This window comes from Undibacterium sp. 5I1, from assembly GCF_034314085.1.
GTDB lineage: Bacteria > Pseudomonadota > Gammaproteobacteria > Burkholderiales > Burkholderiaceae_D > Undibacterium.
Window position 1 is genome coordinate 3,472,491 of record NZ_JAVIWI010000001.1, and the last position, 25,041, is coordinate 3,497,531.

General features: G+C 46.7%; 25 protein-coding genes. 8 read left to right on the forward strand and 17 right to left on the reverse strand.

What is annotated here, in order from left to right:
• Window positions 1-77 precede the first annotated feature (77 nt).
• The gene (locus RGU72_RS15200; protein WP_322120527.1) at window positions 78-608 is read left to right on the forward strand and encodes a hypothetical protein; all 531 of its coding nucleotides are present in this window, start codon (window positions 78-80) and stop codon (window positions 606-608) included.
• Window positions 609-906: 298 nt separating this feature from the next.
• Here RGU72_RS15200 and RGU72_RS15205 read toward each other — a convergent pair whose 3' ends face one another.
• Window positions 907-1,521: a TetR/AcrR family transcriptional regulator gene (locus tag RGU72_RS15205; protein WP_322120528.1), complete on the reverse strand. Its 615-nt coding sequence runs from the start codon at window positions 1,519-1,521 to the stop codon at window positions 907-909.
• Window positions 1,522-1,613: 92 nt separating this feature from the next.
• On the opposite strand from RGU72_RS15205, the gene RGU72_RS15210 reads away from it, so the two are divergent.
• On the forward strand, window positions 1,614-2,720 hold the full coding sequence (locus RGU72_RS15210; protein ID WP_322120529.1) for an aldo/keto reductase: 1,107 nt from the start codon (window positions 1,614-1,616) through the stop codon (window positions 2,718-2,720).
• A 643-nt stretch (window positions 2,721-3,363) separates the two neighbouring features.
• Here the strand turns inward: RGU72_RS15210 and RGU72_RS15215 are convergent.
• The 3 genes from RGU72_RS15215 to RGU72_RS15225 form a co-directional block, all read right to left on the reverse strand.
• The gene (locus RGU72_RS15215; protein ID WP_322120530.1) at window positions 3,364-4,602 is read right to left on the reverse strand and encodes a multidrug effflux MFS transporter; all 1,239 of its coding nucleotides are present in this window, start codon (window positions 4,600-4,602) and stop codon (window positions 3,364-3,366) included.
• Window positions 4,603-4,611: 9 nt separating this feature from the next.
• Complete coding sequence (locus RGU72_RS15220) at window positions 4,612-5,244, reverse strand: glutathione S-transferase family protein (protein ID WP_322120531.1); 633 nt, start codon at window positions 5,242-5,244, stop codon at window positions 4,612-4,614.
• 83 nt (window positions 5,245-5,327) lie between these two features.
• Window positions 5,328-6,077, reverse strand: a complete 750-nt coding sequence (locus tag RGU72_RS15225; RefSeq protein ID WP_322120532.1) for a glucose 1-dehydrogenase — start codon at window positions 6,075-6,077, stop codon at window positions 5,328-5,330.
• A gap of 200 nt (window positions 6,078-6,277) precedes the next feature.
• On the opposite strand from RGU72_RS15225, the gene RGU72_RS15230 reads away from it, so the two are divergent.
• The gene (locus tag RGU72_RS15230) at window positions 6,278-7,180 is read left to right on the forward strand and encodes a LysR family transcriptional regulator (protein WP_322120533.1); all 903 of its coding nucleotides are present in this window, start codon (window positions 6,278-6,280) and stop codon (window positions 7,178-7,180) included.
• 99 nt (window positions 7,181-7,279) lie between these two features.
• Here RGU72_RS15230 and RGU72_RS15235 read toward each other — a convergent pair whose 3' ends face one another.
• The 5 genes from RGU72_RS15235 to RGU72_RS15255 all read right to left on the reverse strand — a co-directional run bounded on the left by RGU72_RS15235 (window position 7,280) and on the right by RGU72_RS15255 (window position 11,004).
• Entirely contained in the window at window positions 7,280-7,645 is a 366-nt protein-coding gene (locus RGU72_RS15235; RefSeq protein WP_322120534.1) for a hypothetical protein, read from the reverse strand.
• Between the two features lie 15 nt (window positions 7,646-7,660).
• Window positions 7,661-8,020 (reverse strand): helix-turn-helix domain-containing protein, encoded by a 360-nt coding sequence (locus tag RGU72_RS15240; RefSeq protein ID WP_322120535.1) that lies wholly within the window; start codon window positions 8,018-8,020, stop codon window positions 7,661-7,663.
• Window positions 7,998-8,912, reverse strand: a complete 915-nt coding sequence (locus RGU72_RS15245; protein ID WP_322120536.1) for a CPBP family intramembrane glutamic endopeptidase — start codon at window positions 8,910-8,912, stop codon at window positions 7,998-8,000. The genes RGU72_RS15240 and RGU72_RS15245 overlap by 23 nt, the downstream gene beginning before the upstream one ends.
• Before the next feature lie 494 nt (window positions 8,913-9,406).
• Window positions 9,407-10,252, reverse strand: coding sequence for a pirin family protein (locus RGU72_RS15250; RefSeq protein ID WP_322120537.1), 846 nt, complete (start codon window positions 10,250-10,252; stop codon window positions 9,407-9,409).
• Window positions 10,253-10,275: 23 nt separating this feature from the next.
• Window positions 10,276-11,004 (reverse strand): isochorismatase family protein, encoded by a 729-nt coding sequence (locus tag RGU72_RS15255; RefSeq protein WP_322120538.1) that lies wholly within the window; start codon window positions 11,002-11,004, stop codon window positions 10,276-10,278.
• A 111-nt stretch (window positions 11,005-11,115) separates the two neighbouring features.
• On the opposite strand from RGU72_RS15255, the gene RGU72_RS15260 reads away from it, so the two are divergent.
• Window positions 11,116-12,021 (forward strand): LysR family transcriptional regulator, encoded by a 906-nt coding sequence (locus RGU72_RS15260; RefSeq protein WP_322120539.1) that lies wholly within the window; start codon window positions 11,116-11,118, stop codon window positions 12,019-12,021.
• A 479-nt stretch (window positions 12,022-12,500) separates the two neighbouring features.
• Here RGU72_RS15260 and RGU72_RS15265 read toward each other — a convergent pair whose 3' ends face one another.
• The 4 genes from RGU72_RS15265 to RGU72_RS15280 form a co-directional block, all read right to left on the reverse strand.
• Window positions 12,501-13,562, reverse strand: a complete 1,062-nt coding sequence (locus tag RGU72_RS15265; RefSeq protein ID WP_322120540.1) for a phospholipase A — start codon at window positions 13,560-13,562, stop codon at window positions 12,501-12,503.
• 552 nt (window positions 13,563-14,114) lie between these two features.
• A complete protein-coding gene (locus RGU72_RS15270) occupies window positions 14,115-14,306 on the reverse strand; it encodes a Thivi_2564 family membrane protein (protein ID WP_322120541.1) in 192 nt (63 codons plus the stop codon).
• Between the two features lie 139 nt (window positions 14,307-14,445).
• Window positions 14,446-14,751: a collagen-like protein gene (locus RGU72_RS15275; RefSeq protein ID WP_322120542.1), complete on the reverse strand. Its 306-nt coding sequence runs from the start codon at window positions 14,749-14,751 to the stop codon at window positions 14,446-14,448.
• A 562-nt stretch (window positions 14,752-15,313) separates the two neighbouring features.
• Window positions 15,314-17,605, reverse strand: a complete 2,292-nt coding sequence (locus RGU72_RS15280; RefSeq protein WP_322120543.1) for an ATP-binding protein — start codon at window positions 17,603-17,605, stop codon at window positions 15,314-15,316.
• A 431-nt stretch (window positions 17,606-18,036) separates the two neighbouring features.
• On the opposite strand from RGU72_RS15280, the gene RGU72_RS15285 reads away from it, so the two are divergent.
• The 4 genes from RGU72_RS15285 (at window position 18,037) to RGU72_RS15300 (ending at window position 20,226) form a co-directional block, all read left to right on the forward strand.
• Entirely contained in the window at window positions 18,037-18,327 is a 291-nt protein-coding gene (locus tag RGU72_RS15285) for a DUF427 domain-containing protein (protein ID WP_322120544.1), read from the forward strand.
• A 139-nt stretch (window positions 18,328-18,466) separates the two neighbouring features.
• Window positions 18,467-18,796: a YbjQ family protein gene (locus RGU72_RS15290; RefSeq protein WP_322120545.1), complete on the forward strand. Its 330-nt coding sequence runs from the start codon at window positions 18,467-18,469 to the stop codon at window positions 18,794-18,796.
• Between the two features lie 14 nt (window positions 18,797-18,810).
• Entirely contained in the window at window positions 18,811-19,113 is a 303-nt protein-coding gene (locus tag RGU72_RS15295) for a hypothetical protein (protein WP_322120546.1), read from the forward strand.
• 675 nt (window positions 19,114-19,788) lie between these two features.
• The gene (locus RGU72_RS15300) at window positions 19,789-20,226 is read left to right on the forward strand and encodes a hypothetical protein (protein ID WP_322120547.1); all 438 of its coding nucleotides are present in this window, start codon (window positions 19,789-19,791) and stop codon (window positions 20,224-20,226) included.
• Between the two features lie 177 nt (window positions 20,227-20,403).
• Here RGU72_RS15300 and RGU72_RS15305 read toward each other — a convergent pair whose 3' ends face one another.
• From RGU72_RS15305 to RGU72_RS15320, 4 genes are all read right to left on the reverse strand, one after another.
• A complete protein-coding gene (locus RGU72_RS15305; RefSeq protein ID WP_322120548.1) occupies window positions 20,404-21,042 on the reverse strand; it encodes a YigZ family protein in 639 nt (212 codons plus the stop codon).
• 75 nt (window positions 21,043-21,117) lie between these two features.
• Complete coding sequence (locus RGU72_RS15310; protein WP_322120549.1) at window positions 21,118-21,804, reverse strand: Fe2+-dependent dioxygenase; 687 nt, start codon at window positions 21,802-21,804, stop codon at window positions 21,118-21,120.
• 154 nt (window positions 21,805-21,958) lie between these two features.
• Entirely contained in the window at window positions 21,959-24,160 is a 2,202-nt protein-coding gene (locus RGU72_RS15315) for a TonB-dependent siderophore receptor (protein WP_322120550.1), read from the reverse strand.
• Between the two features lie 289 nt (window positions 24,161-24,449).
• Entirely contained in the window at window positions 24,450-24,878 is a 429-nt protein-coding gene (locus RGU72_RS15320) for a flagellar basal body-associated FliL family protein (RefSeq protein ID WP_322120551.1), read from the reverse strand.
• Between the last annotated feature and the right edge of the window lie 163 nt (window positions 24,879-25,041).

Sequence of the window (25,041 nt, forward strand, 5' to 3'; positions counted from 1 at the left end):
ACTGCGGCGAAATCGACGTCTATCATCAGCGAGCACCTCCACGTACCCCTACAGCAAAGAGAAGAAAGAATCTGACCATGCCCGACGATATCGATGAAAAGTGGAAATCGTTTGCTGACCTACACAATTATTACCAGCGCCTGCGTGGTGCGGAAACGCATTGGTTTTTCGTGGAGGCCGAAAAGGCTTTGCGTCATGGTCTGCATATTGCAGCCGTACTGTCCTTTATCAACGGTATCGAAGCCAGTATCCGCACTAACATTCTTTACCAACAAGGTAAGTTTGACGAAGAGTCAATGAGCACAGTGGACATCATGAAAAACGCCTTGCTACGCGACGCTCAACTGATCGGATTGCGAGTCGAAATTTTAGCGTTTCCAGGCGAAGTTGATTTCGAAGAAAAGCTCAAGAGCAAGAAGAAGCCGGTCGAGCTCGTGAGGGTGCGAAACAACCTGTGCCACGGAAATGTGTTCGAATACTTCAAGAAAGTTCCTGATACTGGCGAGACTATTTTTACCTCGGAATGCTTACAAGATCTCGCTTTAATCCTTAAAGACATTAGCGAGAAATGGAGCAAGGAGATTGAGCGCTTCAAGGAATTGCAGTAATACTAAGGGATTGCTCACCATGACCGCTTTGAGCCGGAAGCTGTCGCACACTCCGACCGACTTTCTTGGATTTGGCGGTCTAGCAGAATCAACAACTTACCTCGTCGATTCCGATCGACTTTATTGTATCTAGTCAGACTTCCGATTTATTCCTCGTCATTAAAGTCGTTAGTTAGATCAAAATAAAAACGCCCAACTTGGTTCGTAAGTTGGGCACTAATCGCTTTAAATTTCTGAAGTAACCTGCTTGAATGGCTCCACTCAAAAGTATCTCAAAAAAATCACGCCGGGCCTATGTCTAAGTTGAGCCAAACTTTGGCCAGACCCGCATTGCCATCTCTCCAATATGCAATAATTTTTCACGCGTGGCTCCATCGCGAGCCAGTGTTGACATCCCTTGAATGACAGCCATTGTCATCGCCGCCAGCCCGTCTGCGTCCGTATTTACCGGCAACTGTTTTTGATCAATGGACTGCAAAATTTTTGTCCGAAGACGTTCTTCTACTTGGCGTCGAATCGCAGCTAACTCCAGCTTGACGTCGTTGGCGGCGTCCGAACAACTAATCGCTGAACTCGCCAATAAACAGCCTGGTGGCGTGGTCGTACCTGTAAACCCGATTGCAGAGACTCGAAGTAATTCTTGCGCTGCGTCATACGCTGAGACGGCTTGCTCGATAATCGTTTCAGAGGTTATCGGTCCTGACAAATACAGACCAACGGCGTCAAGGAAGAGCTTTTTTTTATCGCCAAACGCTGAATAGATACTTGAGGGCTTTACCTCTAACGCGCTCGTTATGTCGTTCAGCGATGTAGCCTCGTAGCCATGTTGCCAAAACAGGAGCATTACCTTTTGTAGGGCTTCATCGCGGTCAAAGGACAGCGGTCTCCCCTTCTTCTTAACTGTTTGATTCATATTTTTTAGTGGTCACTACAAAATTTATTGTACTTACTGGAAATCTGGTTTATCATTTTCCTATCAATCACTATGAAAGTAAAGATATGCCTATGACAGACTATCGTACCCTCGGACGCTCTGGTCTGGTTGTCAGTCCTTTTTGTCTTGGAACCATGACCTTCGGAACTACTCGTTGGGGCTCAGGAGAACCAGAATCACAAGCCATCTTCAACGCTTATATCGAAGCGGGTGGGAATTTCATTGATACTGCTGATGTGTACTCAAGCGGTCGTAGCGAAGAAATGTTGGGTAAATTCATTGAAGATGGGGCGTTACGTGACAGTATTGTTCTGGCAACCAAGTCGGGTTTTGCGGACGGTCACGGCCCTCATGCGGGCGGTAACGGGTCCAAACATATTCGTACCGCGCTGGAAGCCTCGCTGCGTAGACTACGCACAGATTATATCGACCTGCACTGGATTCATGTCTGGGACTCCGTCACTCCAGCAGAAGAACTATTGGAAACGATGGCTGCACTAGTTCGCGCTGGGAAAATACGGTATTGGGGCATTTCGAATACACCTGCCTGGTACATTTCTAAACTAGCGACGCTAGCCGTATCACGAGGTTTGCCTGGTCCAATCGCTTTGCAATATTTCTATTCTCTTGCCAATCGGGACATCGAAGACGAATTTGTACCGATGGCAGCGGAGTTCGGCATGAGTATCGTGCCATGGAGTCCGCTTGCTTTCGGCCTACTCACGGGAAAATACAACCGAGAGAGTGTTGAAAGTGCGGCACCGCGGGCCGCTGGACTACCACGTGAGGCAGCACAACAGGGAGAGAGACGCGCAGACGGTGATAAACGTTTGGATGGCGCAAATCCCTTTGGTGATTCGCTATTTACTGAGCGAAATTGGAAAATCTTAGACACGCTCAAAGCAGTTTCTGAGGAGACTGGTTACAGCCAAGCGAAGATTGCCCTGTCTTGGGTCACACACCAAACAGGTGTGGCGTCTACCCTGATGGGCGTTAGTCGAGTAGCGCAGATAATTGATAACGTGGCTGCGTTGGATATCGTGCTGTCAGCTGACCACCAAGCAGCATTGAATGCGATTAGCGCTCCTGACCAAAAAATGCTCTACAGCTTGTTCACGCCAGTATTGCGACAACACGCTGTATTTGGTGGGAGCACGGTGAGGCGGTTACACCCTTAACGGATAGGTATTGTTACGTCGATTATGCGGTCCCAAAACGACCGAATATCATGTGTGAAGCTAATACGATATTCCCCTCCACTCTAGTGGGTGAAGTCAAGTTAGGCAGCTTCAACATTTTTTGCCACTTTTGGGAACGCTTCGAATAAGCTCTATTAGCTCGTTAAGGATGCGCTTTAAAAATTGGCGTTGAGATTTGTTTTTGAACTTCCTCCCAGTCAAACTTAATCAACGCTTTTTCGAACGATTCAAGAAAATTGCCGAACTTACGATTAGGGTGGCTAGCTGGGTAACTAGTGACGCAGTCAAGGGAATATCGTCTACTAAAAACAGAGCTACATCTCAATATAATGCCAGCACCGATATATCGATTTACACATACTCATAGCTAGTATATTTAGATTGTCCATATAATATTTGGACAATAAGGCATTTTCCCTAAAAAATTGAGGGAGTATATCTATTACCTACGCTTACATGAACATTCGTGAGCAAGTTAATCTCCAGCTACAGACAATCAAACGAGATGTTGATGCGACCACATCTCTGAAGTTTGCCTGGTAGTTCTCAGCTTGCTTAAAAACAAAATCCTGCTACCCTAACCCACTACGCTTGCATACGAGGCAAACCCATTATCGCCAACTCAGACCTGCGCCGCAGTCCCTGTTTGGCGAGAGAATGTCGGTAGCCAAAACAGCAGTCCGGCAGCGCCAAGCATTAACTGAGCGATGGACAACGACAACATGGAGTTCTGAAGTACCGGTGCTAATAGCGCGGTGATCACGGCGGCGAGCATCACCATAGTAAAGGACAGCATAGATGCGACGACGCCTTTAATATCTGGAAACAGGTCTAGCACTTTTAACGTCAGACGCGGTGCTGCGAGTGACATGCCAAATGCGTAAAAGAAGATTGGCGTAACTGTCCATGGTAGCGCTGGTGGCATCGCGGCGTGGTAAAGCACGTTGGCGATGCCTGCGCTTAAGAGGATGGCAAACCCGATGCCAATCTGCGTTTGCATGCTGAGCTTTGTGCTGAGTCTGGCGGCCACCACCGAGCCCAGAAAAATACCGCCGACCATCGGCACAAACTGCCAGCCAAATTGGTTGGCACCAAGTCCCAGATGCACACCCAGAATGACCGGCGCTGCTGCGACGTATAAAAATAGGCCAGCGAAGTTAAACGCGATTGTGCCTGCCCCATATTGAAAACCGCTAGAGACGAATACCTTGGTATAACTGCGGATCAGGCTAGCGGGTGCTAAGGATTGGCGTAGTTCCTCCGGTAGTGTTTCGGGCAGGTAGCAAGCGCAGAACCATAGCAGTAGCACGCTATAAATCGTGAGGAAAGCAAAGACTGCGCGCCATTCAAATACGGTGACAATCCAACCGCCCAATACCGGCGCGAAGGCAGGAGAAATCGAAAATATCATGCTCACTAGCGACAACATGCGAGCGGCAGCGGCCCCTTCGTACAGGTCTCGTATCATTGCCTGACCCACCACCGTACCAGCACCGGCGGACACGCCTTGCAGAATCCGAAAGCCCGACAACCAGTGGATATCTGGTGCAAAGGTGCAACCCAACGAGGCCAGCGCGAACAGCACTAACGAGGCCAACACCACTTTGCGCCGCCCGAATGCATCCGACAAGGCACCGTGCCAGAGACTCATCAAGGCGAATGAAAAAAGATACGCCGTGAGCGTGTATTGCACCTGTACCGCGCCGACGTGCAAGCTCTGCTGAATGCTGGCAAACGCAGGTAAATAAGCATCGACCGAGAGTGGGCCAAGCAGCGCAAGACTACCTAGCAGAATCGCGATCGTGCGCTGGACAACTGGTCGGGTGACAGGCGCGTTGGAGACATTAGTGTGAGTAGACATCGCGATTCCTCAAATTGCTGGCACGGCCATACCGCGCTGTACTGCGGGGCGTTCGCCTATGGTGGTCATCCAGCATTTTAAGGCTGGTTTGCTGCTCATACGATCGCCCAGGACATCACCGAGAAAAGTCGTGGCAGTCACGACCCACGGATATGCCGAGATATCAGCGATACTGTACTCCTCACCGGCCAGAAAAGGGAACTCCGCCAGACGCTTATCCATCACAGTGAGCAAGCGATCGGCTTCGGCGATAAATCTTGCGCTGGCAATGGGTGATTTGGTTTTTGAGAATTTTTCAAAAAATCCTACTTGTCCCAACATCGGCCCCAAGCCGCCGACCTGCCAGTAAAGCCATTCCAGCGTCTTGTAACGCGCCGCACCAAAGGCAGGTAGAAAGCGGCCATATTTTTCAGCAAGATAAGTCAGAATCGCGCCACTCTCGAAGACAGAAATAGATCCTTCCTCGGTCTCATCGACCAGCGCTGGAATCTTGTTATTCGGCGAAATCATCAGGAAGGCAGGCGAAAACTGTTCGTTCTTACTCAGATTGACGGGTTGAACGCGATAGGAAATACCGAGCTCTTCAAGCAGGATAGAGACCTTGCGTCCGTTGGGTGTAAGCCAAGTATATAAAGTGATCATGGTGGTTTTTTCCAGAGTGAGCCAGGCGCTGCTAGGCTGCTGGGCAACTAGCGGCCTAGCAGCGCTTGGCGGACGCGATCTGCCTAAATCTGTGCCGTGCCACCATCGACAAATAGCTCGATGCCGTTAATGAAGCTGCTGTCATCAGAGGCCAAGAAGGTTGCAGCTTTGGCGACCTCGCTTGGCTGACCCAGACGACCGATTGGTACCATGGTTGCAAGTTGAGCCAGCAAGCCCTCTTGATGTTCGGACGGAACCAGACCTGCCAAACCTGGAGTGTGAACCGGACCAGGGCTGATGGCATTGACGCGGATATTACGTGGTTTTAATTCAATCAACCAAGTGCGGGCAAAGTTGCGCACGGCGGCTTTGCTAGCGCTATAGACGCTGAAGTTTTCTGTCCCTTTGACTGACGTGGTCGATGAAGTCAGGATGATCGATCCGCCATCTTTCAGCAGAGGCAAAGCCTTCTGTACGGTAAACAAAGTACCTTTGACGTTGGAATTGAAGATGCGGTCAAAGTGTTCTTCAGTCACTTCAGTGAGCGGCACCATATCGCCACCGCCCGCATTGGCAAACACGACGTCGAGGTGTCCGGCCTTGGCCTTGATCTCGGCGAACACGCGGTCAAGATCATTAAGGCTAGCAATATCGCCGCGAATGCCAGTCGCACTAGCGCCGATCAGAGCGACCGCCGCATCGAGTTCCGCCTGACGACGTCCTGTGATAAAAACCTTTGCGCCTTGTGCCGCAAAGTCTTGTGCCGACGCCAGGCCGATGCCTGTCGTTCCGCCAGTAACCAGTGCGATTTTACCTTCGAGTTTCTTGCTCATGATGTTGCTCCTTGTGGATTGAGTGAGGGCTTTTCAGCCCGGTCGTAATTGACGACGAGTGCACTTTACATCCGGCAGATTGTTGAATAAAGTAGCTAAATTTGAATACTTTATTCACATGAGTGAATAATCACATCAAAGTTCGAATCAATGTTCAAATCAACATCAAACCAATATTCCAATGAATCATCGGGAGCGACATGGATCAGCTATTGGCAATACGCGCATTTGCCCGCGTGGTAGAAGTCGGCACTTTTACGAAGGCGGCGGATTCACTAGAAATGCCAAAAGCCAGCTTGACCAAGCTGATACAGGCACTGGAGGCGCATTTGCGTGTCAAGCTGCTGCAGCGAACCACACGCAGCGTGTCGGTCACTACCGAAGGCCCCGCTTATTACGAAAAAACCATGCGGCTGCTGAAGGAGCTCGATGATGTTGACAATAGCTTTGGCGCAGTACAGAGCCGACCACGCGGACACCTGCGAATTGACATTGGCAGCTCGACCGCCAATCTCATCCTCGTTCCGGCGCTTCCGGAATTCTTTGCACGATACCCGGATATCCGTATCGATCTTGGGGTGAGTGACCGACATGTTGATCTGATCGGCGACAGCGTTGATTGCGTCATCCGTGGTGGTGTGCTGACCGACATGGCGCTCATCGGACGTGAAATAGGCAAAGTACCCATGGTCACCTGTGCCACACCAGCTTATCTTAAGCAGCACGGTATTCCAACTCATCCTGATCAACTAGAGAAAGACCATATCGTCGTGAGTTATCTCTCTCCACGCACCAGCCGGCCAGTTCCAATGATCTTTGCGCGGGCAGGGAAAAAAATGGAAGTGGTCGGCACCCGCACCGTTGGCGCCAACGAAAGCAACGCCCATTTGGCGGCAGGTCTTGCAGGATTGGGCGTAATCCAGACCTTCGTCTACACGGCAAAACCACATCTTGAGTCGGGCGCGCTAGTGCCGATATTGGAAAACTGGCAGCCGCCGCCCTATCCGTTTCATGTGGTGTACCCGCCCAACCGATATGTGAGCAACCGCCTGCGCGTATTCATCGACTGGATTGCGGATCGCTTCTCTGCGTTGGCATCTTAAATTACAGCGGTCTCGGAGTTTATTTGTTCGCTTTAATTCCCAAACAAGCACGCGCCTACGTCGCGTCTAATCGAATTGAAAAGTCGAGCGTCCTAGTCATTATTTATTTCTATTGTTGTTCACGGCAACGTTAATTTCATGTGCAAATTTCCTAGCATCTTTAACACCTAGAATTATTCGACTCCATTTATCGTGATCCAACTCAATCACAACACAGTGTGTTCCGCGAGTCCAAAATACAAATTGTGTATCGCCGCCTTTTCTGTAAGTTCCTGCTTGAATTAAACCAGGGAAACCAGTGCCGGGTGCGCGCATTCCAAGATTCATGCCGCGAAAACCGTCATCGTCCGTCGCTCCTCGAACATGCTCTAATCGAACTCGGACATTTTTCTGAAAAGACGCTATCTTTTCCCAAAAATTCAAATGAATAATCAGCTCTTCGTTGGTCAGTTCCAGCATAGGCATAGTCAAACTCCTTGTTTATTCCAAATTTTCGAGCAAGCGCTCACCGATGATCTTCGCCATTTCACTTTTGGATTTAGGCAAAGCCGCGCGACAAAGCTCGGCAATGGGATCATCTTCCGGAGCTAATTCTCGCAGGGCGATGATGAACAAATCGAGTGACTCGTTTTGTTTTAGCCATCCTGGAATCAATGCTCTTTGCAAAACCTTTTCAAATAAATTCCGTTTTGATCCAAAAGCTTTATACAGACTACCTCTTTGCAATCCTGTTGCTTCAAGTAAGTCATCAATTGAACAATCGTTATAACCTAACCGTCCAAACACTTCGGCAGCGAGGGCAATAACGTCTTCTTCTTCAAAGTTGCGTGGTCGGGCCATATTTTTTTGGGAAAAAGGAAAACAACGCGATGGAGAGAAGAACTGGAAAAATCCAGCCAGTCCAGCCAAGAACGGTCGCTTGCGTCATATCTAGCGTTTGTCCGGCGACGCCATACGCATAGATAAATCCGGCAGAAGCGTTAAATGCACCGTGTCCAAGGGCGGCGGCCCAAACCGAGCCAGAGCGTAACCGTATCCAACTCAACACAGATCCAAACGCAATACAAGATGCAGACATGCAAATAAGAGCGTGCCAACCAGGAATAGCACCATAGTTATATCCTAATAAAATCGCAGGCGCATGCCATAAGCCCCACACCACGCCAGAAATCAATAGCGCAGGAACGGTACCAAGCGGCATCAGCTTTGTTAACAACCAGCCACGCCACCCGATTTCTTCACCTAGTGCCGCGATCGCATTCAATGGCGCCGCGACTATGGCTTGCAGTATCAAAAGCAGAGCGACTGTATGTAGTGAAGGTAGTTTGGCTAATGCAGCTTCGTTTCCAGCAAATTTCGCGTTTAGCAACTCCTTGAGCCCAGATAAATTCTGAAGATCCAATTGATACACGCCAAACATCGATCCTATAAGCAATGAGCCCAAAGAAACAGCAACAGAAATGAATATCGCCAGCAAACAGAACTTCAGCGTTCGACCAATTGGACGCCATGAAGAAAGTCCCAAGCTTTCCATTAAGCTCACATTCGGCTCAGAAATCTTGCTCACGACCATCGCTGAAATCGCGGGAACTCCCATCATCATGATAAGCAATGCGGTTGCCAGCGGATTTTTTAGACCATCGTGTAGCCACAACGGCAACGCAACGAGCCAAGCCAGACCGAAGGACAGTAAGACAAAATACACAACTGGGCGGTGTTTAAATTTTTCCATGATTTAATAAGAATCGTTATGTACTAATCAGTCAACAATAACGATTCTAATAATTAGGAACTGATTAGTCAACAATAAATTGAAACGAATTTAATCCTGATTAAATTACTTAATCAGGATATTCGTAAAGTATTTCTGTTGAGCGGCGTAAGCGGTGGAATGAAAACTGAACTTAACTTTTGAAAAGTCGATTTTCTCAACAGTCTGCGTATCCATATAGCAAATGAATATATCAATAAAGTTCCGAGACTAGCATCACAGTTTTAATATACTTATGTCCAGTATATTTTTTGTGTCCATGTAAAAAAAGACAATACGGTAATTTAGAAAGTAATTAGAGGGAGTATGTTGATATATTACTCTTTCTGCGGATACCTATCAGCAATACAACTCCCTTCTATAACTAATAACCTAGGCGTTACTACGGCAATGTTTTATCCCACTTTACTTAGTCGCTCTTAATTTAGGTTTATTGATGATTGTATATTTCCGTTTTAAAACGACGATTTGGACATGCGGATTTGTACGCCAATCTCTTTGATTTTTTGTATCCCTTTTTCAAGTGCAGCCTCACTAGTGTGAACTGAACTTTGCCCTGATACCAGGCGGTGAACATGTTTCTTCGCGCTGCCCACTAGTATGCGTGAAGTGCCTAGAGTCGCTTTAAAATCAATCACGCCATCACCTTCAAAAAAAAGTAATTCTTTATCGCTAATGAGGTCTTGAGCTTGGGACAATCCCTCAAATGAGAATGCCCAGCTTACATCATGGCGTTGTGGCGGCGAGTAAGACCATGCCTCGCCCTCCTCAAGGGTAATCACAAAATAGTTCATGTCCTGATGCGATGGTATGTTGCTGGTTAAGTTGACTTGGTTTTGTTCAAGCTCGCCTAAAAACAATTGAATTGTGCCGCCGGGGATAAGACTGGTTGGCACTTCTTCAGGTGCGATATACATACCCTGCGAAGCACCCTCCTCAATCATCGGCGGCATCGGAACCCATAGCTGAAATCCAGTGACATGACCACTGCCCATCAACAGACCTTGATGCCATGCGCCACCGCCAGAATTCATCCACTCTAGGCCACCTGCTTTGAGTATTCCCTTCTGCCCGGTCGTATCTTGATACGAAACATCATAATCTGGCTGCCAGGTCAATGTTGCGATTCCAGAATGTGGATGCATCGGAAATCCAAAACCGGACTGAATTTCAGAATTGAAAAAATCAAGGAAGATAAAAGGTTTTAATTTTTCACCAAGATAGCCAGGGTCAATTAATCGCATGATGGGTCCATGACTACTGCCCTCAATCCGATCGCTGATCTTTTTATACTTTGCCATTTTCATCCTCCTTTATTCTTTCTTTACTTAGCGAGCTTAGAAATAATTTCTTCTAAATTAATCTTCATCGCTTTTTGTCCTTCTGGGGTGCCGAAGTTATTTACCAATTCTGTTTGCGCTTGATTGATCCCGCAAACAGTCACGCCCATATCGCGTAACCGATCAAATGTCAGTTGTTCAGACAGGGTGGTTAATGCACCGCAGGCATCAGCCACCAGCATGACGTTGTAACCTAAATGAAGTGCATCATGAGCTGCCCAAAAAGCGCATATGTCGGTAGTCAAACCAGCCAGAATAATATTTTTGCGATTGAGTTTTTTTACTGCCGCAGTCAATGCAGCATCATCCCAACAACTTAACTGACCACCACGCTTAAAACGCTTGGCGTAAGCATCTGGTGCCAACTGTTGCAAATCGTCGATGGTAGATCCAACCATCTCTTCCATGGTCGTCGTCAATATCAACGGCATACCGTATTCGACAGCCATTCTGGCCAACGCCCGCGTTGCTCCGATCACTTGATCTTTGGGCTGACTTTTGACCCAGTTGACGGTTCCTGATTGATGATCGACCAGCATGATAATGCTGCCATTGAGATTGAATCGTGAGTTCATTGCAGTTCCTTTTTTTTGAGGTGTATTTTTTTCTGTCGTTGCTGCCGCTGATGTTGGTGTGAGCAAGCTTGTTCCACCAATAGCGGCAATCGCGGTTGCGGCACTCGCCACAAAATTACGTCGGGTATTTGCTGTCATGTCTCGTTTCTCGCTCTTTGTTAAGGTAAAACAGAGACTATTCCAAACAAATTTGGAAATAAATAGCTAAGATAAGAAACACTATTGCAAATTTAGGAAACTGAGCAGGCTATGCAAATACTAGGAGATATCGCCTTGTTCGTCGAGGTTGTGAACGCGAAGAACTTTACCGAGGCATCAAAGAGAACCGGGGTCCCCGTATCAACCATATCAAGACGAATCTCAAATCTCGAAAAAACAATTGCTCTGAAACTCTTCAATAGAACAACACGCAAAGTCGAAGTGACCGAGGCAGGAAAAGCCTACTATGCCCGATGCGCTCACCTGATTGCGGAGGCTCAACTGGCGCATGAGGAAATCTCAGAAACCGTCAATACGCCGAAAGGAACACTCAGAATATCTTGCACGCCCGACTTTGCGACGGCGTTTTTGCCAGAGGTATTGATTGAGTATGCAGAGCAATATCCGGATGTGCAGATCGAACTCGATTTATCACACCGTAAAGTCGATTTAATCAGCGAAAATTTTGACGCCAGTCTGCGTTTTGGGCGTCTACCCAATTCCAACCTAATCGCAAGAAAAATCGCGTCATTGCCTCTGAGTCTGTATGCATCACAGCAGTATTTAAAATCATCGCCACCAATCAAGGTGCCGAATGATTTATCCAAGCATCATTGCATCCGTATGAACTCAGACGAGAATGGCTCCAATTGGACGCTTAATTCGATCAATAACCAGATTGATGAACCCATCATTGTTCCTGTTCACGGCAAATATTGCGTCAGTAGTTTTCTGTTTATTCGAAAGCTATTATTGAACCACGCTGGCATTGGTGTAATGGATGATCTGATTGTTAAAAACGATGTGTCCAAAGGCGATTTGGTGAAGGTCTTGCCGCTATGGCACTTGAGTCCGGTTGATTTAACTTTGCTGACACCTTCCAGGCTTTTACCCGCCCGGGTTCGACAATTTGCGGATCTGCTGAGAGATCGGCTAGCAATTATTCTTGACCGGTGACTTGTTGCTGTTTATATCTTCCTAAACGATAAACTCAACAGGCCATATAGCTCCGGCTAACGCAGTGTAATCGAAGGGATCAACAAGCCATACTGTCTAGCGGAATGGGCGAAAGTAGGACAGATTGAATTCACTTTAGGAATTACGCAAAATCGAACAACTACAAATTAAAAAAACAATTTAATAAAATATACACATAGTTAGTATATTTAGACTGTCCAAATAATCATTGGGCAAAAAAGAATATTTACGAAAAAATACGGGGAGTATATGGATTTCAAACTATTGAATCGATCACTCTCTCTGCGCAAATTCATCGACAAACTGACTCCAGCACATCAACCATGTCAAGTCTTGGACCGATACCTGATCAATCCAAGGTTTTTAAACAGGCTGCGATACTTATTAACGCTTAGCGGTGCCTAGCTTAGCGCTAGACTTTAAGTCAGAAAACCGCGTCATTTAGTTCGCCGCGACCATCAAAAATCCATAATAAAACCGCCACCTAAGGATTTTTGTGAATAGTTGTAATCAATCAGACTTTGGCCATAACCTGAGAATAGTTGAACATATCCTTTAAGGTTAGTCGTGATAGGAATCGCCCAGCCAGCCTGGATTGCGCCACGACCTGTAGCAAAATTACGCCGAGCGGTCAGAGAAAATTCTTGTCCACTTTTCTCGCGGTAAACTGCTCTGATGTCGCCATGTCCCATATAGTCGACAATATCGATATTATCGTTGTCGGACCTTGCGTTATCAAGACGGCGCCAGACCCGTGTGGTCAACGCAAAATTACCTCGCTCTACGCCTAGTTCTGCATAGACCCTGTTCCAACTACGCGATAAGGTAGCGGTTTGACCGTTCGATTGATGCATTAATCCAAAATTGACGTAGCGAATATCGAGTCCGGCGAAGTTTTTATTAACTGGTATCACCGCCATGATTTCTGGCTGATAATTGGTTTCGCGGAACGGACTTGATGCGCTACGGTTATATGCCTGCCAAAAACTTTGCTGGGTATAACCAAACCATAAATCAACCGGAGAGTTAGCGATATCTTCCGCCAGTTTCATCTTAAAACTCAATTGATATGTCAGCTCCACGTGCTGGGGTTTAACCCCGCCTGGCGTAAATTCTTTAAACGTCTGATCATTGGTTGCGTTGCTGTAATTCGCTAGCAACAAATAATTATCATGGTGCGGACGAAATACAAAACGTCCTCGCTTAGACGCTTCGTCCAGCTCCCAATTCTGGACCATATGAGATATCTCTGGTGCGGGTTCTACCACTTGTGCGGACTGCATGGGCTTATTACTCACGAGTGGTTGAACGGCTTCTGCCTTGGCTACTGCGGTATCGGCTTGCTCTGGCGTCGTTGCTTTGGCTAGCGCATCAAAGCAACTCAGCCGGGCACTCGCATCACCAAGTACAGAACAGCGCAGCATCTGTTGTTCAATTTCACCAGCATAAGCAAGCATAGGACTCATCGCCGGTGAGATGAATAACAAAGGGACGATTATTTTTTTTATTGAATTCGACATAGAGATTTTTGCAGGGTAATTAAATGAAAATAAAAATTGGAGATAAGATTTGAAGCAAGAAAAATACGAGGTGGAATACTCTATATCTTGCTTTTAAAACATAATTGCTTATAGAGCATGATAGCTCTTTAGCGTACAAAGTTATGTTCGCCACCGCACACATTGAACTCAGATTTTCCATAAGATCTCTACCGCTTCGCAAAAAACGCAGACGACATGCGGTGTTCAGAGGGATAGGCACCACCGTATTTTGGGTGGCAACACTACTGCGACAATTGACCCTTTGGCGAACTGCCTTGCGTTGTTACTCGTCCTGGCTTGACTTAAGTTTACTCGTAATTTTTACTCAACAGAAGTTGATACAGGCCGAATAGCCTGTTAGGTATGAATCGGGTTTACACAAAAAAATACCCAATAACGATAAAAGCGCAGAGAACACAGAGGACGTAATCCTCTGCATTCTCTGCGCTTTTGAATCCGCTTGAGTCTTCGAAGACGACAAACTGCCTTCACAGAACCGCTTTATGCTAAGGGATCAGGTAAAACAAAAAACTACCAGTGAATTTGCGGTAATCGAATACCGGGCACAATTCCGAATACCGACAAAATAATGATAATTAATAATATGATGAACAGCACGCGTACGATTTGACCTACCGGTGATGGGAGCGGCAACATTCCGACCAGCCACCAGATAAGTCCGAAGACGACAAGATAAACGATAAGGCTAATGATCATATTCATATATTCCAATCATATGGATAAAAAATGCGCAAATCCGACGTTCAATATTGTGTCTTGACCGAAGAAAATCGCATCGTGTTGAGAGTTAGCTGGCAGCAATTCAATCAGTACTGCCAACCTATTATTTTGAAAAAATTAATTACTTAGCAGGTACAACAATAATCGTCGGATCGGCTGGCTTGCCCGGCTCTCCAGTCTTACCTTTTGTACCGTCATTTCCAGGCATACCTTGATCACCCGTCGCGCCAGCAGCGCCTTGTGCGCCATCAGCACCAGCGGGGCCAGTTGCACCGACAGAGGCAGGGGCACCGGCTGCGCCAGTTGCTCCCGTTGCTCCAGCAGGGCCCGGAACAGCGACTGGGACGATAACTTGCGCTGGTTGGCGATCACAAGCCGTCATCGTTAAAAGACCTGCAAGGGCTAGCAATAAAATAGAAATTTTCATGATGAAACCTTAAGTTGACTTCGAAATATTAAAAAAAGGACTTACGTAAAATTGTCCCGGAACGACGCAACAACGACAGCACGTTTAGTAATTTGCTTAGTAAGAGCGGAGGGTGCAACGCATCTGGGGCAATTTTGCGTTAGCCCTAAAATCAGCGTAATGGCTGAAACTAAACAAGTGGTACAGTGATATGCGGTGATGCCTGATTGTGCCGAAGGATGCGCGCAAATATCCTGGCGTTCTGTACGCTGGCAAACATACGAAAAATTAGCGTTGTTTTATATTGATCAAACCGGTAATACAGTGTGCTGCCAAAATGAGATTTGCAATCAAGTAGTTAATTTTATAAGGTCAGTTTATAAGATTAATTTATATGATTAATTACGCGATCCAGTTTTGGTTTTCATGGATGATGATCAAACCCGCTACCAGCTGGTATGCGGGTTTTTTTATTTTTTTGAGGAGAGATGTATAAAAATATGGCTCTTAGCTCGATGCTATTTTTAGCGATAGAGAGTCAATAATTATTCTTTTCACTTAGTAAAATAACTAAGTATGAACATCAAGGATCAATGGAATTTTGTACAGACACCAAAGGCAATTCGAAGAAAAATTGGCTGCCAACATCCACCGTTGATGTAAATCCGATAGTACCGCCCATGTGTTCTATAATGGTTTTACAGATATTTAAACCCAGACCGGTACCGCCTTTTTTGCGAGTATTAGAATTATCGACCTGGCTAAATTTTTGAAAAATCTTATCGTGAAAATGAGCAGGAATACCGCAACCCTGATCACTCACGATAAGCTTAACAGTCTTGGTACCCTGTTCCACAGAGACGCGAACTTCGCCTCCTTCATGAGAAAATTTGACTGCATTCGATAACAAGTTGGTGAGCACTTGTGCAAAGCGGTCGCGGTCTACATTGACATCGACATCGCCGTAATTTCCAGTGCGTACAATCCTCACGCCGTATTGATCGGCATAAGAAATATTGGTACTGATAGTCTCTTGTATTAACTGATCCAGCTTAGCTAGTTTGAAATTGAATTCCATATTGCCAGAGGCAATTTTCTCCATATCAAGGATATCGTTAATCAAACGTAGTAAGCGATCTGTATTACGCATTGCTACTGTTGTCAGCTCTTTCGCTTTAGGCGGAATCTCGCCGGCAACACCGGCAGCAAGCAAACGCAAAGCACCATTGATTGAAGTTAAGGGTGTACGCAACTCATGGCTGACGGTTGAGACGAATTCGTTCTTCATCATCTCTACCCGCTTGCGGTCAGCAATATCAAAACTCATCGCATAAAATCCTTCTACAACACCCACATCATTCAATGCCGGTACGTAAATAGACTGGTAATAATAGACTCGATTATTGATGGTTCCTTCGGCTTCAAAACTGACACGTTCACCCACTAATACTTTTTGCACGTGGGTCGCCAGGCCTGCGTAAAATTTATTCCCGACGACCTCTCGCAAAGTCTTTCCTATCAGCTGCTCAGGTTTGACGCCAAACTCAGTAGTGACGAAAGCGCTCACAAATAGATAGCGCTCTTGCGTATCCATAAATGTGATGATGCTGGGAAGATTGTCGGTAATCGTCTGCAAGCGACTTTGCGCGCTGCGCTGACGTTGCAGGGACAATTCCAGCTCATTGGCTTTACACTCGATTTCGCGCGTGCGCTCAGCGACTGTCGATTCAAGACTCTCATTGACACGTTCGATCCCGGCCAGATACTGCCATTCTTTTTTGACCATATCGGCCAAAGTCACAGATAAAAGATGTGCCTCATGAAATCCATTGACGATGGGTATAGATTCCACCGTGCGATGCTGCCCGCGGCGCTCTATTGATGAACTTAATTGTATTAAAGAAGATGACAGACGACGCGCCATCAGTGCTGCAATAAACGCTAATATCAGCGCAAGTACGCCACCTAAATACAAAATTTCGTGTTCCAGATTACGCAATGCTGCCATGGCAAGATCTTTGCGCTGGCGTACTAAAATGCTCCATTTCAGTGCGGGATAATTTCGTTGGTTACCGGTGAGAGCATAACCTGTAAGATATTCTTGCCCATCCTCCCATTTTTCTTCAGTAGCCCCACTTTTGCCCGATCGCGATTGAGTCAAACTAGCAGATTTAATCTTCTTTTCCTCCATGCCACTGGGGCCAAGAATGACCGTACCATCCTCACGTACCACTAAAATCTCGGCGGAATATTGTTGGTTCACTGGTGATAATAAAGTCCGCGCCATTTCACGCGCCCAGCCCCAGCTTAAGTGGGCGCCGATAACTCCGCGATAGGCGCCATCGGATGAACGGATAGGGATAGATACATCCACAAAACGCCAGGGATCTGCGCTGTAGGGCATCTGCTTTTGTAGCAACAAAGCAGGATGGTAGTCACCGATATAAAGTCCTTTTTGGCCTTGTTGAAACCAAGGTCGCTGACTAACATCCGTACCCTCTAACAAACCCTTAGTCGCCGCGATGACTTTGCCATCAGGTGCTGCAAAACCGATCCAGGCATAAGATGGAAAAGTCGTTTGTAGTGTGTCGACGATGTTACGGATATCGCTTGGTTCTTTTGCGTCTTTAATTTGATTTAGTTGCGATAGCAGTTGTACATCGCCGACGGCTCTTTGCATGACTTGGTCTAGCTCATCGCGCATTTGCCAGGAGAGTTGCTGCAAGCGCTGTTCGGCCTGTTTTTGTGCGTAGTTATCAGCGAAATGGTCCACCAAAACTAACATCGACAGGACTGTGCACAATACAACGATGCTGACACCACTAGTCAATAAAGTGGCAAGTTTTGGCCGCGATGCCTGCTTCGATAAAAACATAGCTTGTTATCACCCAAAAGTAATACCGTAAATTGGCGGACTAACTTAGGAATGACGCAAAACCGACCCAGCCGCGTTGTAGCTCCTAACTGCACTAAAGTACTATCTTCGCCGCTACGCTTTGCTGGAACAATTTTGCGTCAATCCTATAACTAGAGTCTGTTAGTAATTTGTATATTCGTTAATCTAATTTTTGGATCGGGGGGATAAATAAATAGTCATTCACAGAATACCGTCTGGAAACATGATATTCAACTACTCGTCAAAAGACAATTAACAATCTTGCCATCTTGTAACTGAGTTTAGAGGCGCTATAGTGTATGCAGCAATATAGCTAATGAAACTCACTGGGAATGTCATTCAACGCCCGATACCGTGTTGAAGCGTAAGGCGTATGATACATTTTTCACTCAAAAGAAAGAGACCCGATCATGCCAAAAGCAATATGGAACGGAGCGATCATCGCTCAAGCGACGGACGAGGAAGTTCAGATTGTCGAGAACAATATCTATTTTCCGCCAAACAAAGTAAATGCTGAATACCTAAAAAATAGCGCCCATCATACTGTCTGCGGCTGGAAAGGCACGGCAGATTACTACAGCCTTGAGGTGGATGGAAAGATCAATGAGAACGCCGCCTGGCTGTATAGAACGCCAAAAGAAGCCGCCAAACAAATCGCTGGATTTATCGCCTTTTGGAAAGGCGTGAAAGTCACATCCTAGCGTATCGTTATCAAATTGGCACATACCAGATTAATGGTAAATCGGCAGTCATCAGATGGTAATTCCGTGCGTGAATTACCGTTTTAGAGAACTGTTTGGCAAGTTACAGTGCGGGCTCATCCACTAATAAAGGAACATCATGTTAATCACCACCACTGAAAATATCTCTGGCTACCGTGTGCTGGAAGTCAAAGGGCAAGTGTTCGGCGTGGTCGTCCGCAGTCGAGGATTAGGTGGCAACATCATGGCGGGATTGCGCTCCATTATCGGTGGTGAGATCACAGAATACACATCCTTGCTGGAGGAAGCGCGTCGCCACGCGGTTGATCGCATGGTAAAAAATGCGCGCCTGATGGGTGGCAATGCAATTGTGATGATGCGGTTTGATTCTTCCGAAATCGGTCAGACCATGAGTGAAATCGTGGCCTACGGCACAGCGGTCATTGTTGAGAAAACTGAAAAAAACTAGGGAGTGTTGACCTGATGTTACGCACCACATTATTATTCATCGGATCGTTAATGACGATCACAGGCTTGGTTTTTATATCGGCCGGCAACACGCATGCATGGCCACTCACCCTTTGGGGGACGATTTTGTTGGCGGCGCTGTTATTGGAAAAATGGCGCTATCGGCCAACCGCCACAATCACAGATTTAGATAAAGGTGAATGGCAAAAAACTGACGAAGAGTTTATCGATCCAGAGTCAGGTGCACTCACCCAAGTGTTCTACCAAGCTGCAACGGGGGAGCGACGCTATGTGCAAGTCAACGCAGCTGAGGGGTAAAGCTGTTTGCTATATCGGCGATATGGCTGGTTAGCTGGTCACTGTTCTGCCTTCAATTAGGGCGATTAAATGTGAATCTAGCCTAGGACTTACGCAAATCTTCACTGCGGTGTCGTTGCATCTGGCAGAGCAATTTTGCCTACATCATCGCTATTATTCCTAATCATCTGCGAGCAATAAACAACACAGCGCTAATACAGACTTATTGATTTTGCGCAAACTCAATACGGGTATTGCATGGAACAAGTGGTCATCAAGTGCCCGTCTAATTAATGCACACAGTCTCTTTTTTCAGCGATGCAAAGATCAGATAGTGACGATTTTTAATATACTCCCCTTTAATTCAATAAATAACATCGTATCGCCCAATTATTCTCAGCGTGTTTAAGATATACACTATTGAGTATATTAATTAAATATCCAGCGCAAAAACAATCAAGAATCAGAAAATATCTAATCCAAAGTTTTTTTGGACCAAATTTTATGCATACACAGCATAAATTTTCATATTAGCAAGAGTTTATCCACGAAAAAAATTCACCTGAAGGTGATCTAGCGAACATAAGAATTGACGCAAGCAGGATATAAAGAGCAACATCGCTTTGCAACATCAAGTAATGGCGTATCCGGTTTACATCTGTTTTATCCGATAACAATATCTAAGGAGCCTCAAAAATGAAAAAGCATCTCTCATTGTTTGTTTTACCATTGGCCTTTCCACTCATCATGCTGGCGAGCACGTCGTATGCACAAACCGCATCTGCTAGCGCATCGGCAAGTGTTGCTGCCGGCAAAACCAAAGCCGAAGTAAAAGAGGAAATCAAAGCTGCCAGAAAATCCGGCGAGCTGGATAAGAATCAAGATTTAGATCCGATCCCAACTAAAGCAGATAAAACCAGCGGCAAGACACGTGCTGAGGTCAAGGCAGAAGCCAAAACAGCGGTTAAATCTGGCACAGCGACTAAAAATCTGGACTTAGATCCTATTCCGAAGACAGATAAAAGCGCAGGCAAAACTCGTGCAGAAGTAAAAGCAGAAACTAAAGCAGCAGGCAAAGCTGGTGAGCTGAATACTAATCTGGACGTCCCAGCGACAGCACCAAAAACGAAATAAGTTGAACGTATGATTTGTTTTACTTAATTACGTTACTTAGTCACTTTGTCACCGGACTGAAGGGCGGCAAGTGATATTTGAAGACTACGCCTTCCACACTAACTAGCTTGGAAGGCGTACTTGTATTGGCGGACGTAATACGCGAGCTTCAAAAAAAAGAGCATATCAATCCGCCGGTTACGACAATGGCGGGCCTTCCGTCTGTATCGTCAAGGCACCGCGTAACAGATTCGCTGCCAGATGGTCAAAGTCGTCGCTTTGATTCTGTTTCATCTTTAAGCGTAGTTCAACGATGTCGCCATATGCAGCGCGGATGATGGTCACGCCGTGTTGCTCGCACAGTCGGCGCAACTGCGACTCATCAGCGAATGCTAGTTGATAGACGCGTTCGCACATCAGCTCGATCTGAATTAATTCTGCGGTTTTACATGCGTCTGAAATGGCTTGGCCATAGGCGCGGGTCAATCCGCCGGCACCTAGTTTGATACCGCCCCAGTAGCGCACGACTACTGCCAGAATATTGTGCAGTTGCTTGTGTACCAGCACGTTGTACATAGGTTTGGCGGCGGTACCCGAAGGTTCGCCGTCATCATCCAAACCAGAATCGCCATCGCAGACCAGTACCCAGCAAACATGCACGGCATTCGGATGTTCGGCATGTAAGTTCGCCAAAATTGCACGTGCTTCTGCGCGGCTAGTGACGGGGTAAAGCAGACCTAGAAAGCGACTTTTTTTAATCTCGATTGCGGCGCTGGCGAATGCGGCTAATTGATACATCCAGTAAATACATCCAGTTAGTATATTTGAGTTGTCCATATATTTACTGGACAATAGGCTGTTTTCTTGAAACAAATCGGGGAATATATAATTCTACTCAGGCTGAGAACTATTTTAAGTCTCGCTCCATTGTCTCATCAAGTTGTGATAACAGCCTACCAGTTTGACGCGCGCACCCTCGTCCGCCTGAGTTTGGTTGAGTGTCTGAATCGCGTTATCCATATCAAATAACAAGCTACGATGACCGTCGTCTTTGACCAGACTTTGTACCCAGAAAAAACAGGCGAGGCGCGTGCCACGGGTAATCGGTATGACTCTGTGCAAGCTAGTTGCGGGATACAGCACCATGTCTCCCGCCGCCAGTTTGACTGCATGCATACCGTAGGTGTCTTCTACCTGCAGCTCGCCGCCATCGTAGTCTTGCGGGTCAGCCAAAAACAGAGTGGCGGAAATATCAGTGCGTAGTTTTTTACCGGTATGTGGATGAATCCGCACGCTGCCATCAACATGCGCGCCAAAGGTCATACCCTCGCTGTAACGGTTAAACATCGGCGGATAAACGATATTAGGTAAAGCGGCGCTGATGAACAAAGGATTGCGCTCAAGCGCGCCGAGTATCAACCGTTGGCAATGATGTGCGACCTCGGATCGCTCATCAATTTGCTGGTTAAACTTGACCGCAGCACCTTGATAACCGGCTGTTACTCGTCCGTCGACCCAGGCATCACCAGCTTGGCTGAGTAACGTCCGTACGGCGTCTAACTGCGGAGTATCAAGAACGTTAGGAATATGAACCAGCATAGAGTTTTCTGCTAAGTTTGATTGGTTAGAATTTGAACATTGTCCGGCGCAATAGCAAAACCGGAGCAGCAATTATCTTGCAACTCCGGTTTGTTCGCTAGCGCTTAGTCACCACTTCATTACTGCAATACGATAGCTGCTGCTACTTTATGCATTACATCCGATAAGTGAATGAAATCATCGCAGCACGTGAGGTCCCCGGCACCGAACGACCGCCATCCGATGGGATCAGAGCGTCGTAATACATTTTGTCCGTCAGATTAAACACGTTTAAACGGAGTTCGTATTTAGGCTGTTTGTAAGCTGCTGTGGCATCCCAGCGTGTGTAACCACCGACACGGACTACGTTGGTGTTGCTGGCGAAACGTTCCGACATATAAACTGGACCACCGCCCACTTCCCAATGCGGCGCTGGCTCGTAAATGGTCCATGCGGTCAAGGTGTTTTTTGGGGTGTTAGCTGGTGTTTTGCCTAAGGTGCCATCCAATGCTGATGCGCCGACAATCTTGGCATCCAGGTAAGTGTAATTCAGCGCAAGTTGCAGCTCTTTGTTCACACGGCCAGTCGCACCGGCACGGAAACCATTGACCCGCACTGTGCCTTCTAGCTCATACACACCGGTGCTGATCAGACTGCGGGCATTTTCTTTCTGCACTTGGAACAGGGCAGAATTTAATGCCAGATTGCCGTCAGCTAAATCCCATTTTCCGCCCAATTCATACGAACGGTTTTTTTCCGGATCAAGATTTTGCTGACCAGTTGTGCCCGTCAATTGTTCCAGTGAAGGATTGAAGGAAGTACCGTAAGAAACATAGTAAGACTGGGTTTTGACTGGCGCCCAAATGCCGCCTAAACGCACACTGGTGAAACCAATCGCTTGCTTAGCGCCTGCCAGGGTTGTGCTACCAGTCGTATTGCTGGCATTGATAGAGTTGCTGATGCCAGCAGTGTAGCGGTCATAACGCAAGCCACCCGCGAGTTTAAACTCAGGGTTTAATTCTATCGTGTCATTGACGTAAGTCGCCACCGTATTAGCCGATCCGCCAGCGCGATTTCCCAGAGTACTTGGCACTGCCGCTGGTGAATCACCGTTATTCGGATTCAGCAAAGGGACGCAGGCAACGTAGCCCGCGGTGGTGCCGGCGGCATTCAGGTTTTTGCCATTGCATGTGCCGTTGCGATAAAAATTCTGATTGTCGTAACCGTCATGACCTAATTCCAATCCGGCCAAGAGATTATGCTTGAAGCCACCTGCTGTCAGATTGGCGACCAGTTCAGTCTGGTTAAAGAAAGAATAGTCTCGGATATCGCGGTCATGACTTTGCAGGCGCTCATACAAGCTAGACAGCGGCAAGCTACTGATGCCTGCTGGCGACAATACGGTAAAGCCATTCGCAGAAACGGTACCGATGGTGTTAGGTGCGGTTTCTCTCGCGCTAGTTTTGACGTAATTGAATTGCGTCTGATTACGTAATGTGACCTCTGACGATAGCTTATGAATGATGGTGCTATTAAGTGAGGCGATGTCGGAATCGGTACGGTCATCGTTATAGCCGTACGCCGTTTTGCGATCCACATTGACTGGTGCGCCGTTCAGCGGGCCAAGACCATAGTCTGGCATGTCGTGATTGTGTTGCAGCAAAGCGGACAAGGTGATTTCTGTCGCAGTGCCAATACCAAATTTGACCGATGGTGCAAAACCAAAGTCTTGCAATTTAGTCTGATCACGGGTGGTGGCATTGCCACTTTGCCCCATAGCTAATACGCGCACAGCAGACGTATCAGAGGTTGGTGTGTTGTAATCCACCGTGGCTCTGACCAAGCCATTGCTAGTCACTGATCCGCCGATTTCTGTTTGTTGCTTGAGGATAGGTTTTTTGGTCACTTGGTTAATCACACCGCCAGTTGAACCGCGCCCAAACAGCATGGAAGAAGGCCCCATCAAGACTTCGATCGAATCTAATGCGAACGTATCGCGATAGTATTGACCGCGGTCGCGGAATCCATCCAGATAGATATCAGTACGCGCTGAGAAACCGTTGAGGTTAACGTTATTGCCGATCTGGCCGCCTTCTGCACCGCCCAGAGTAATACCAGACACATTGCGTAAGGCATCTGCCAGGGAGTTGGCACCTTGCGATTGCATCAGAGCTTTGTTCACGACCGTGACGGATTGCGCGATGTCATGTGGATCAGCAGGTAATTTGCTGACGGACACTGCACCCGGCGCGAAATCATTTTTTGCGCCTTGGATGACGATTTCTGGCAAGGAAGAGCTGGTTTGTTGCGCCAATAAAGGCAGCGGGCTGGCGAACAGCGTCAATAATGCTGCTGCAATGGGCTTGCGGTGATTCATAGTGATTGCTTTCGGTACGAGGTTAGTGATGCATACCCCTACCGTCACTATATGGCTAGGCTTGGAGAGTTCAGCCTAGATTTTAATCTAAATGAGAATGCTTTTCAATACCATTCAACTTTGAGGAATTAAATACAGGTAAATCTGAAGCAATCTCACATCCTGCTTTCAGTTTTTATGACTTACGCAAAATTGTCCTAGCAGGGCATAGCGACGACAACCCTTTAGCACCTAATTTACAAAATACTGTCGCTGCAACGCAGTTGGGAGCCGTTTTGCAAGCACTGCTTTATTGAATAACAAAATTCTCAAAGAAAATATTGGTCACGCCGTCATGTTCTTTGACGTCCAGCGCTTTGTTGACCGTATCGCGGATTTCTTCTATTAACTCCTTTTTCCCTGCGGACGAGAGAATATCACCAGGCTCTTTGCCACTCAGACTCACTAAAATCACATGCCTTACTACTGGCAGATAGACTTTGATTTTTTCTGCAATTTCTGGATTAGCTAACTGAAGCGTCATGCTAACTTGCAGGTATTTTTCAGAAGTGGATAAATTCACGGTGAACGCTTCCAGCTTTGTCATATTGCCACCGCCACCGCCTTCTTTCGCCCCCGAATTGGCAAACGCCGCGCCCGATAACGTGCTACTCAGGCAAATTAAAATGATGCATAGCAAATTGAGCAGGAGATTTTTGTGGGGTCTTGGCAGCGTCATATGCAGCTCTTTTTATTAAAAACAGCGAGTTAAAAGTAGAAATAATGAGGAAGTAATGAAGAAGCAATGGGGAAAAAATGAGCGGAAAATCCATAAAAAAATGGATGAAAAGCATCCGTCCGTTTTGATTTTAATTCAGCGCAGGCAGACAAAGCCAAGAAAT

What these genes read in the sequence shown, in the direction of transcription:
- RGU72_RS15200 (WP_322120527.1), top strand. Translation starts at nt 78, where the DNA reads ATGCCCGACGATATCGATGAAAAGTGGAAATCGTTTGCTGACCTACAC.
- RGU72_RS15205 (WP_322120528.1), bottom strand. Translation starts at nt 1,521, where the DNA reads ATGAATCAAACAGTTAAGAAGAAGGGGAGACCGCTGTCCTTTGACCGC.
- RGU72_RS15210 (WP_322120529.1), top strand. Translation starts at nt 1,614, where the DNA reads ATGACAGACTATCGTACCCTCGGACGCTCTGGTCTGGTTGTCAGTCCT.
- RGU72_RS15215 (WP_322120530.1), bottom strand. Translation starts at nt 4,602, where the DNA reads ATGTCTACTCACACTAATGTCTCCAACGCGCCTGTCACCCGACCAGTT.
- RGU72_RS15220 (WP_322120531.1), bottom strand. Translation starts at nt 5,244, where the DNA reads ATGATCACTTTATATACTTGGCTTACACCCAACGGACGCAAGGTCTCT.
- RGU72_RS15225 (WP_322120532.1), bottom strand. Translation starts at nt 6,077, where the DNA reads ATGAGCAAGAAACTCGAAGGTAAAATCGCACTGGTTACTGGCGGAACG.
- RGU72_RS15230 (WP_322120533.1), top strand. Translation starts at nt 6,278, where the DNA reads ATGGATCAGCTATTGGCAATACGCGCATTTGCCCGCGTGGTAGAAGTC.
- RGU72_RS15235 (WP_322120534.1), bottom strand. Translation starts at nt 7,645, where the DNA reads ATGCCTATGCTGGAACTGACCAACGAAGAGCTGATTATTCATTTGAAT.
- RGU72_RS15240 (WP_322120535.1), bottom strand. Translation starts at nt 8,020, where the DNA reads ATGGCCCGACCACGCAACTTTGAAGAAGAAGACGTTATTGCCCTCGCT.
- RGU72_RS15245 (WP_322120536.1), bottom strand. Translation starts at nt 8,912, where the DNA reads ATGGAAAAATTTAAACACCGCCCAGTTGTGTATTTTGTCTTACTGTCC.
- RGU72_RS15250 (WP_322120537.1), bottom strand. Translation starts at nt 10,252, where the DNA reads ATGGCAAAGTATAAAAAGATCAGCGATCGGATTGAGGGCAGTAGTCAT.
- RGU72_RS15255 (WP_322120538.1), bottom strand. Translation starts at nt 11,004, where the DNA reads ATGACAGCAAATACCCGACGTAATTTTGTGGCGAGTGCCGCAACCGCG.
- RGU72_RS15260 (WP_322120539.1), top strand. Translation starts at nt 11,116, where the DNA reads ATGCAAATACTAGGAGATATCGCCTTGTTCGTCGAGGTTGTGAACGCG.
- RGU72_RS15265 (WP_322120540.1), bottom strand. Translation starts at nt 13,562, where the DNA reads ATGTCGAATTCAATAAAAAAAATAATCGTCCCTTTGTTATTCATCTCA.
- RGU72_RS15270 (WP_322120541.1), bottom strand. Translation starts at nt 14,306, where the DNA reads ATGAATATGATCATTAGCCTTATCGTTTATCTTGTCGTCTTCGGACTT.
- RGU72_RS15275 (WP_322120542.1), bottom strand. Translation starts at nt 14,751, where the DNA reads ATGAAAATTTCTATTTTATTGCTAGCCCTTGCAGGTCTTTTAACGATG.
- RGU72_RS15280 (WP_322120543.1), bottom strand. Translation starts at nt 17,605, where the DNA reads ATGTTTTTATCGAAGCAGGCATCGCGGCCAAAACTTGCCACTTTATTG.
- RGU72_RS15285 (WP_322120544.1), top strand. Translation starts at nt 18,037, where the DNA reads ATGCCAAAAGCAATATGGAACGGAGCGATCATCGCTCAAGCGACGGAC.
- RGU72_RS15290 (WP_322120545.1), top strand. Translation starts at nt 18,467, where the DNA reads ATGTTAATCACCACCACTGAAAATATCTCTGGCTACCGTGTGCTGGAA.
- RGU72_RS15295 (WP_322120546.1), top strand. Translation starts at nt 18,811, where the DNA reads ATGTTACGCACCACATTATTATTCATCGGATCGTTAATGACGATCACA.
- RGU72_RS15300 (WP_322120547.1), top strand. Translation starts at nt 19,789, where the DNA reads ATGAAAAAGCATCTCTCATTGTTTGTTTTACCATTGGCCTTTCCACTC.
- RGU72_RS15305 (WP_322120548.1), bottom strand. Translation starts at nt 21,042, where the DNA reads ATGGACAACTCAAATATACTAACTGGATGTATTTACTGGATGTATCAA.
- RGU72_RS15310 (WP_322120549.1), bottom strand. Translation starts at nt 21,804, where the DNA reads ATGCTGGTTCATATTCCTAACGTTCTTGATACTCCGCAGTTAGACGCC.
- RGU72_RS15315 (WP_322120550.1), bottom strand. Translation starts at nt 24,160, where the DNA reads ATGAATCACCGCAAGCCCATTGCAGCAGCATTATTGACGCTGTTCGCC.
- RGU72_RS15320 (WP_322120551.1), bottom strand. Translation starts at nt 24,878, where the DNA reads ATGACGCTGCCAAGACCCCACAAAAATCTCCTGCTCAATTTGCTATGC.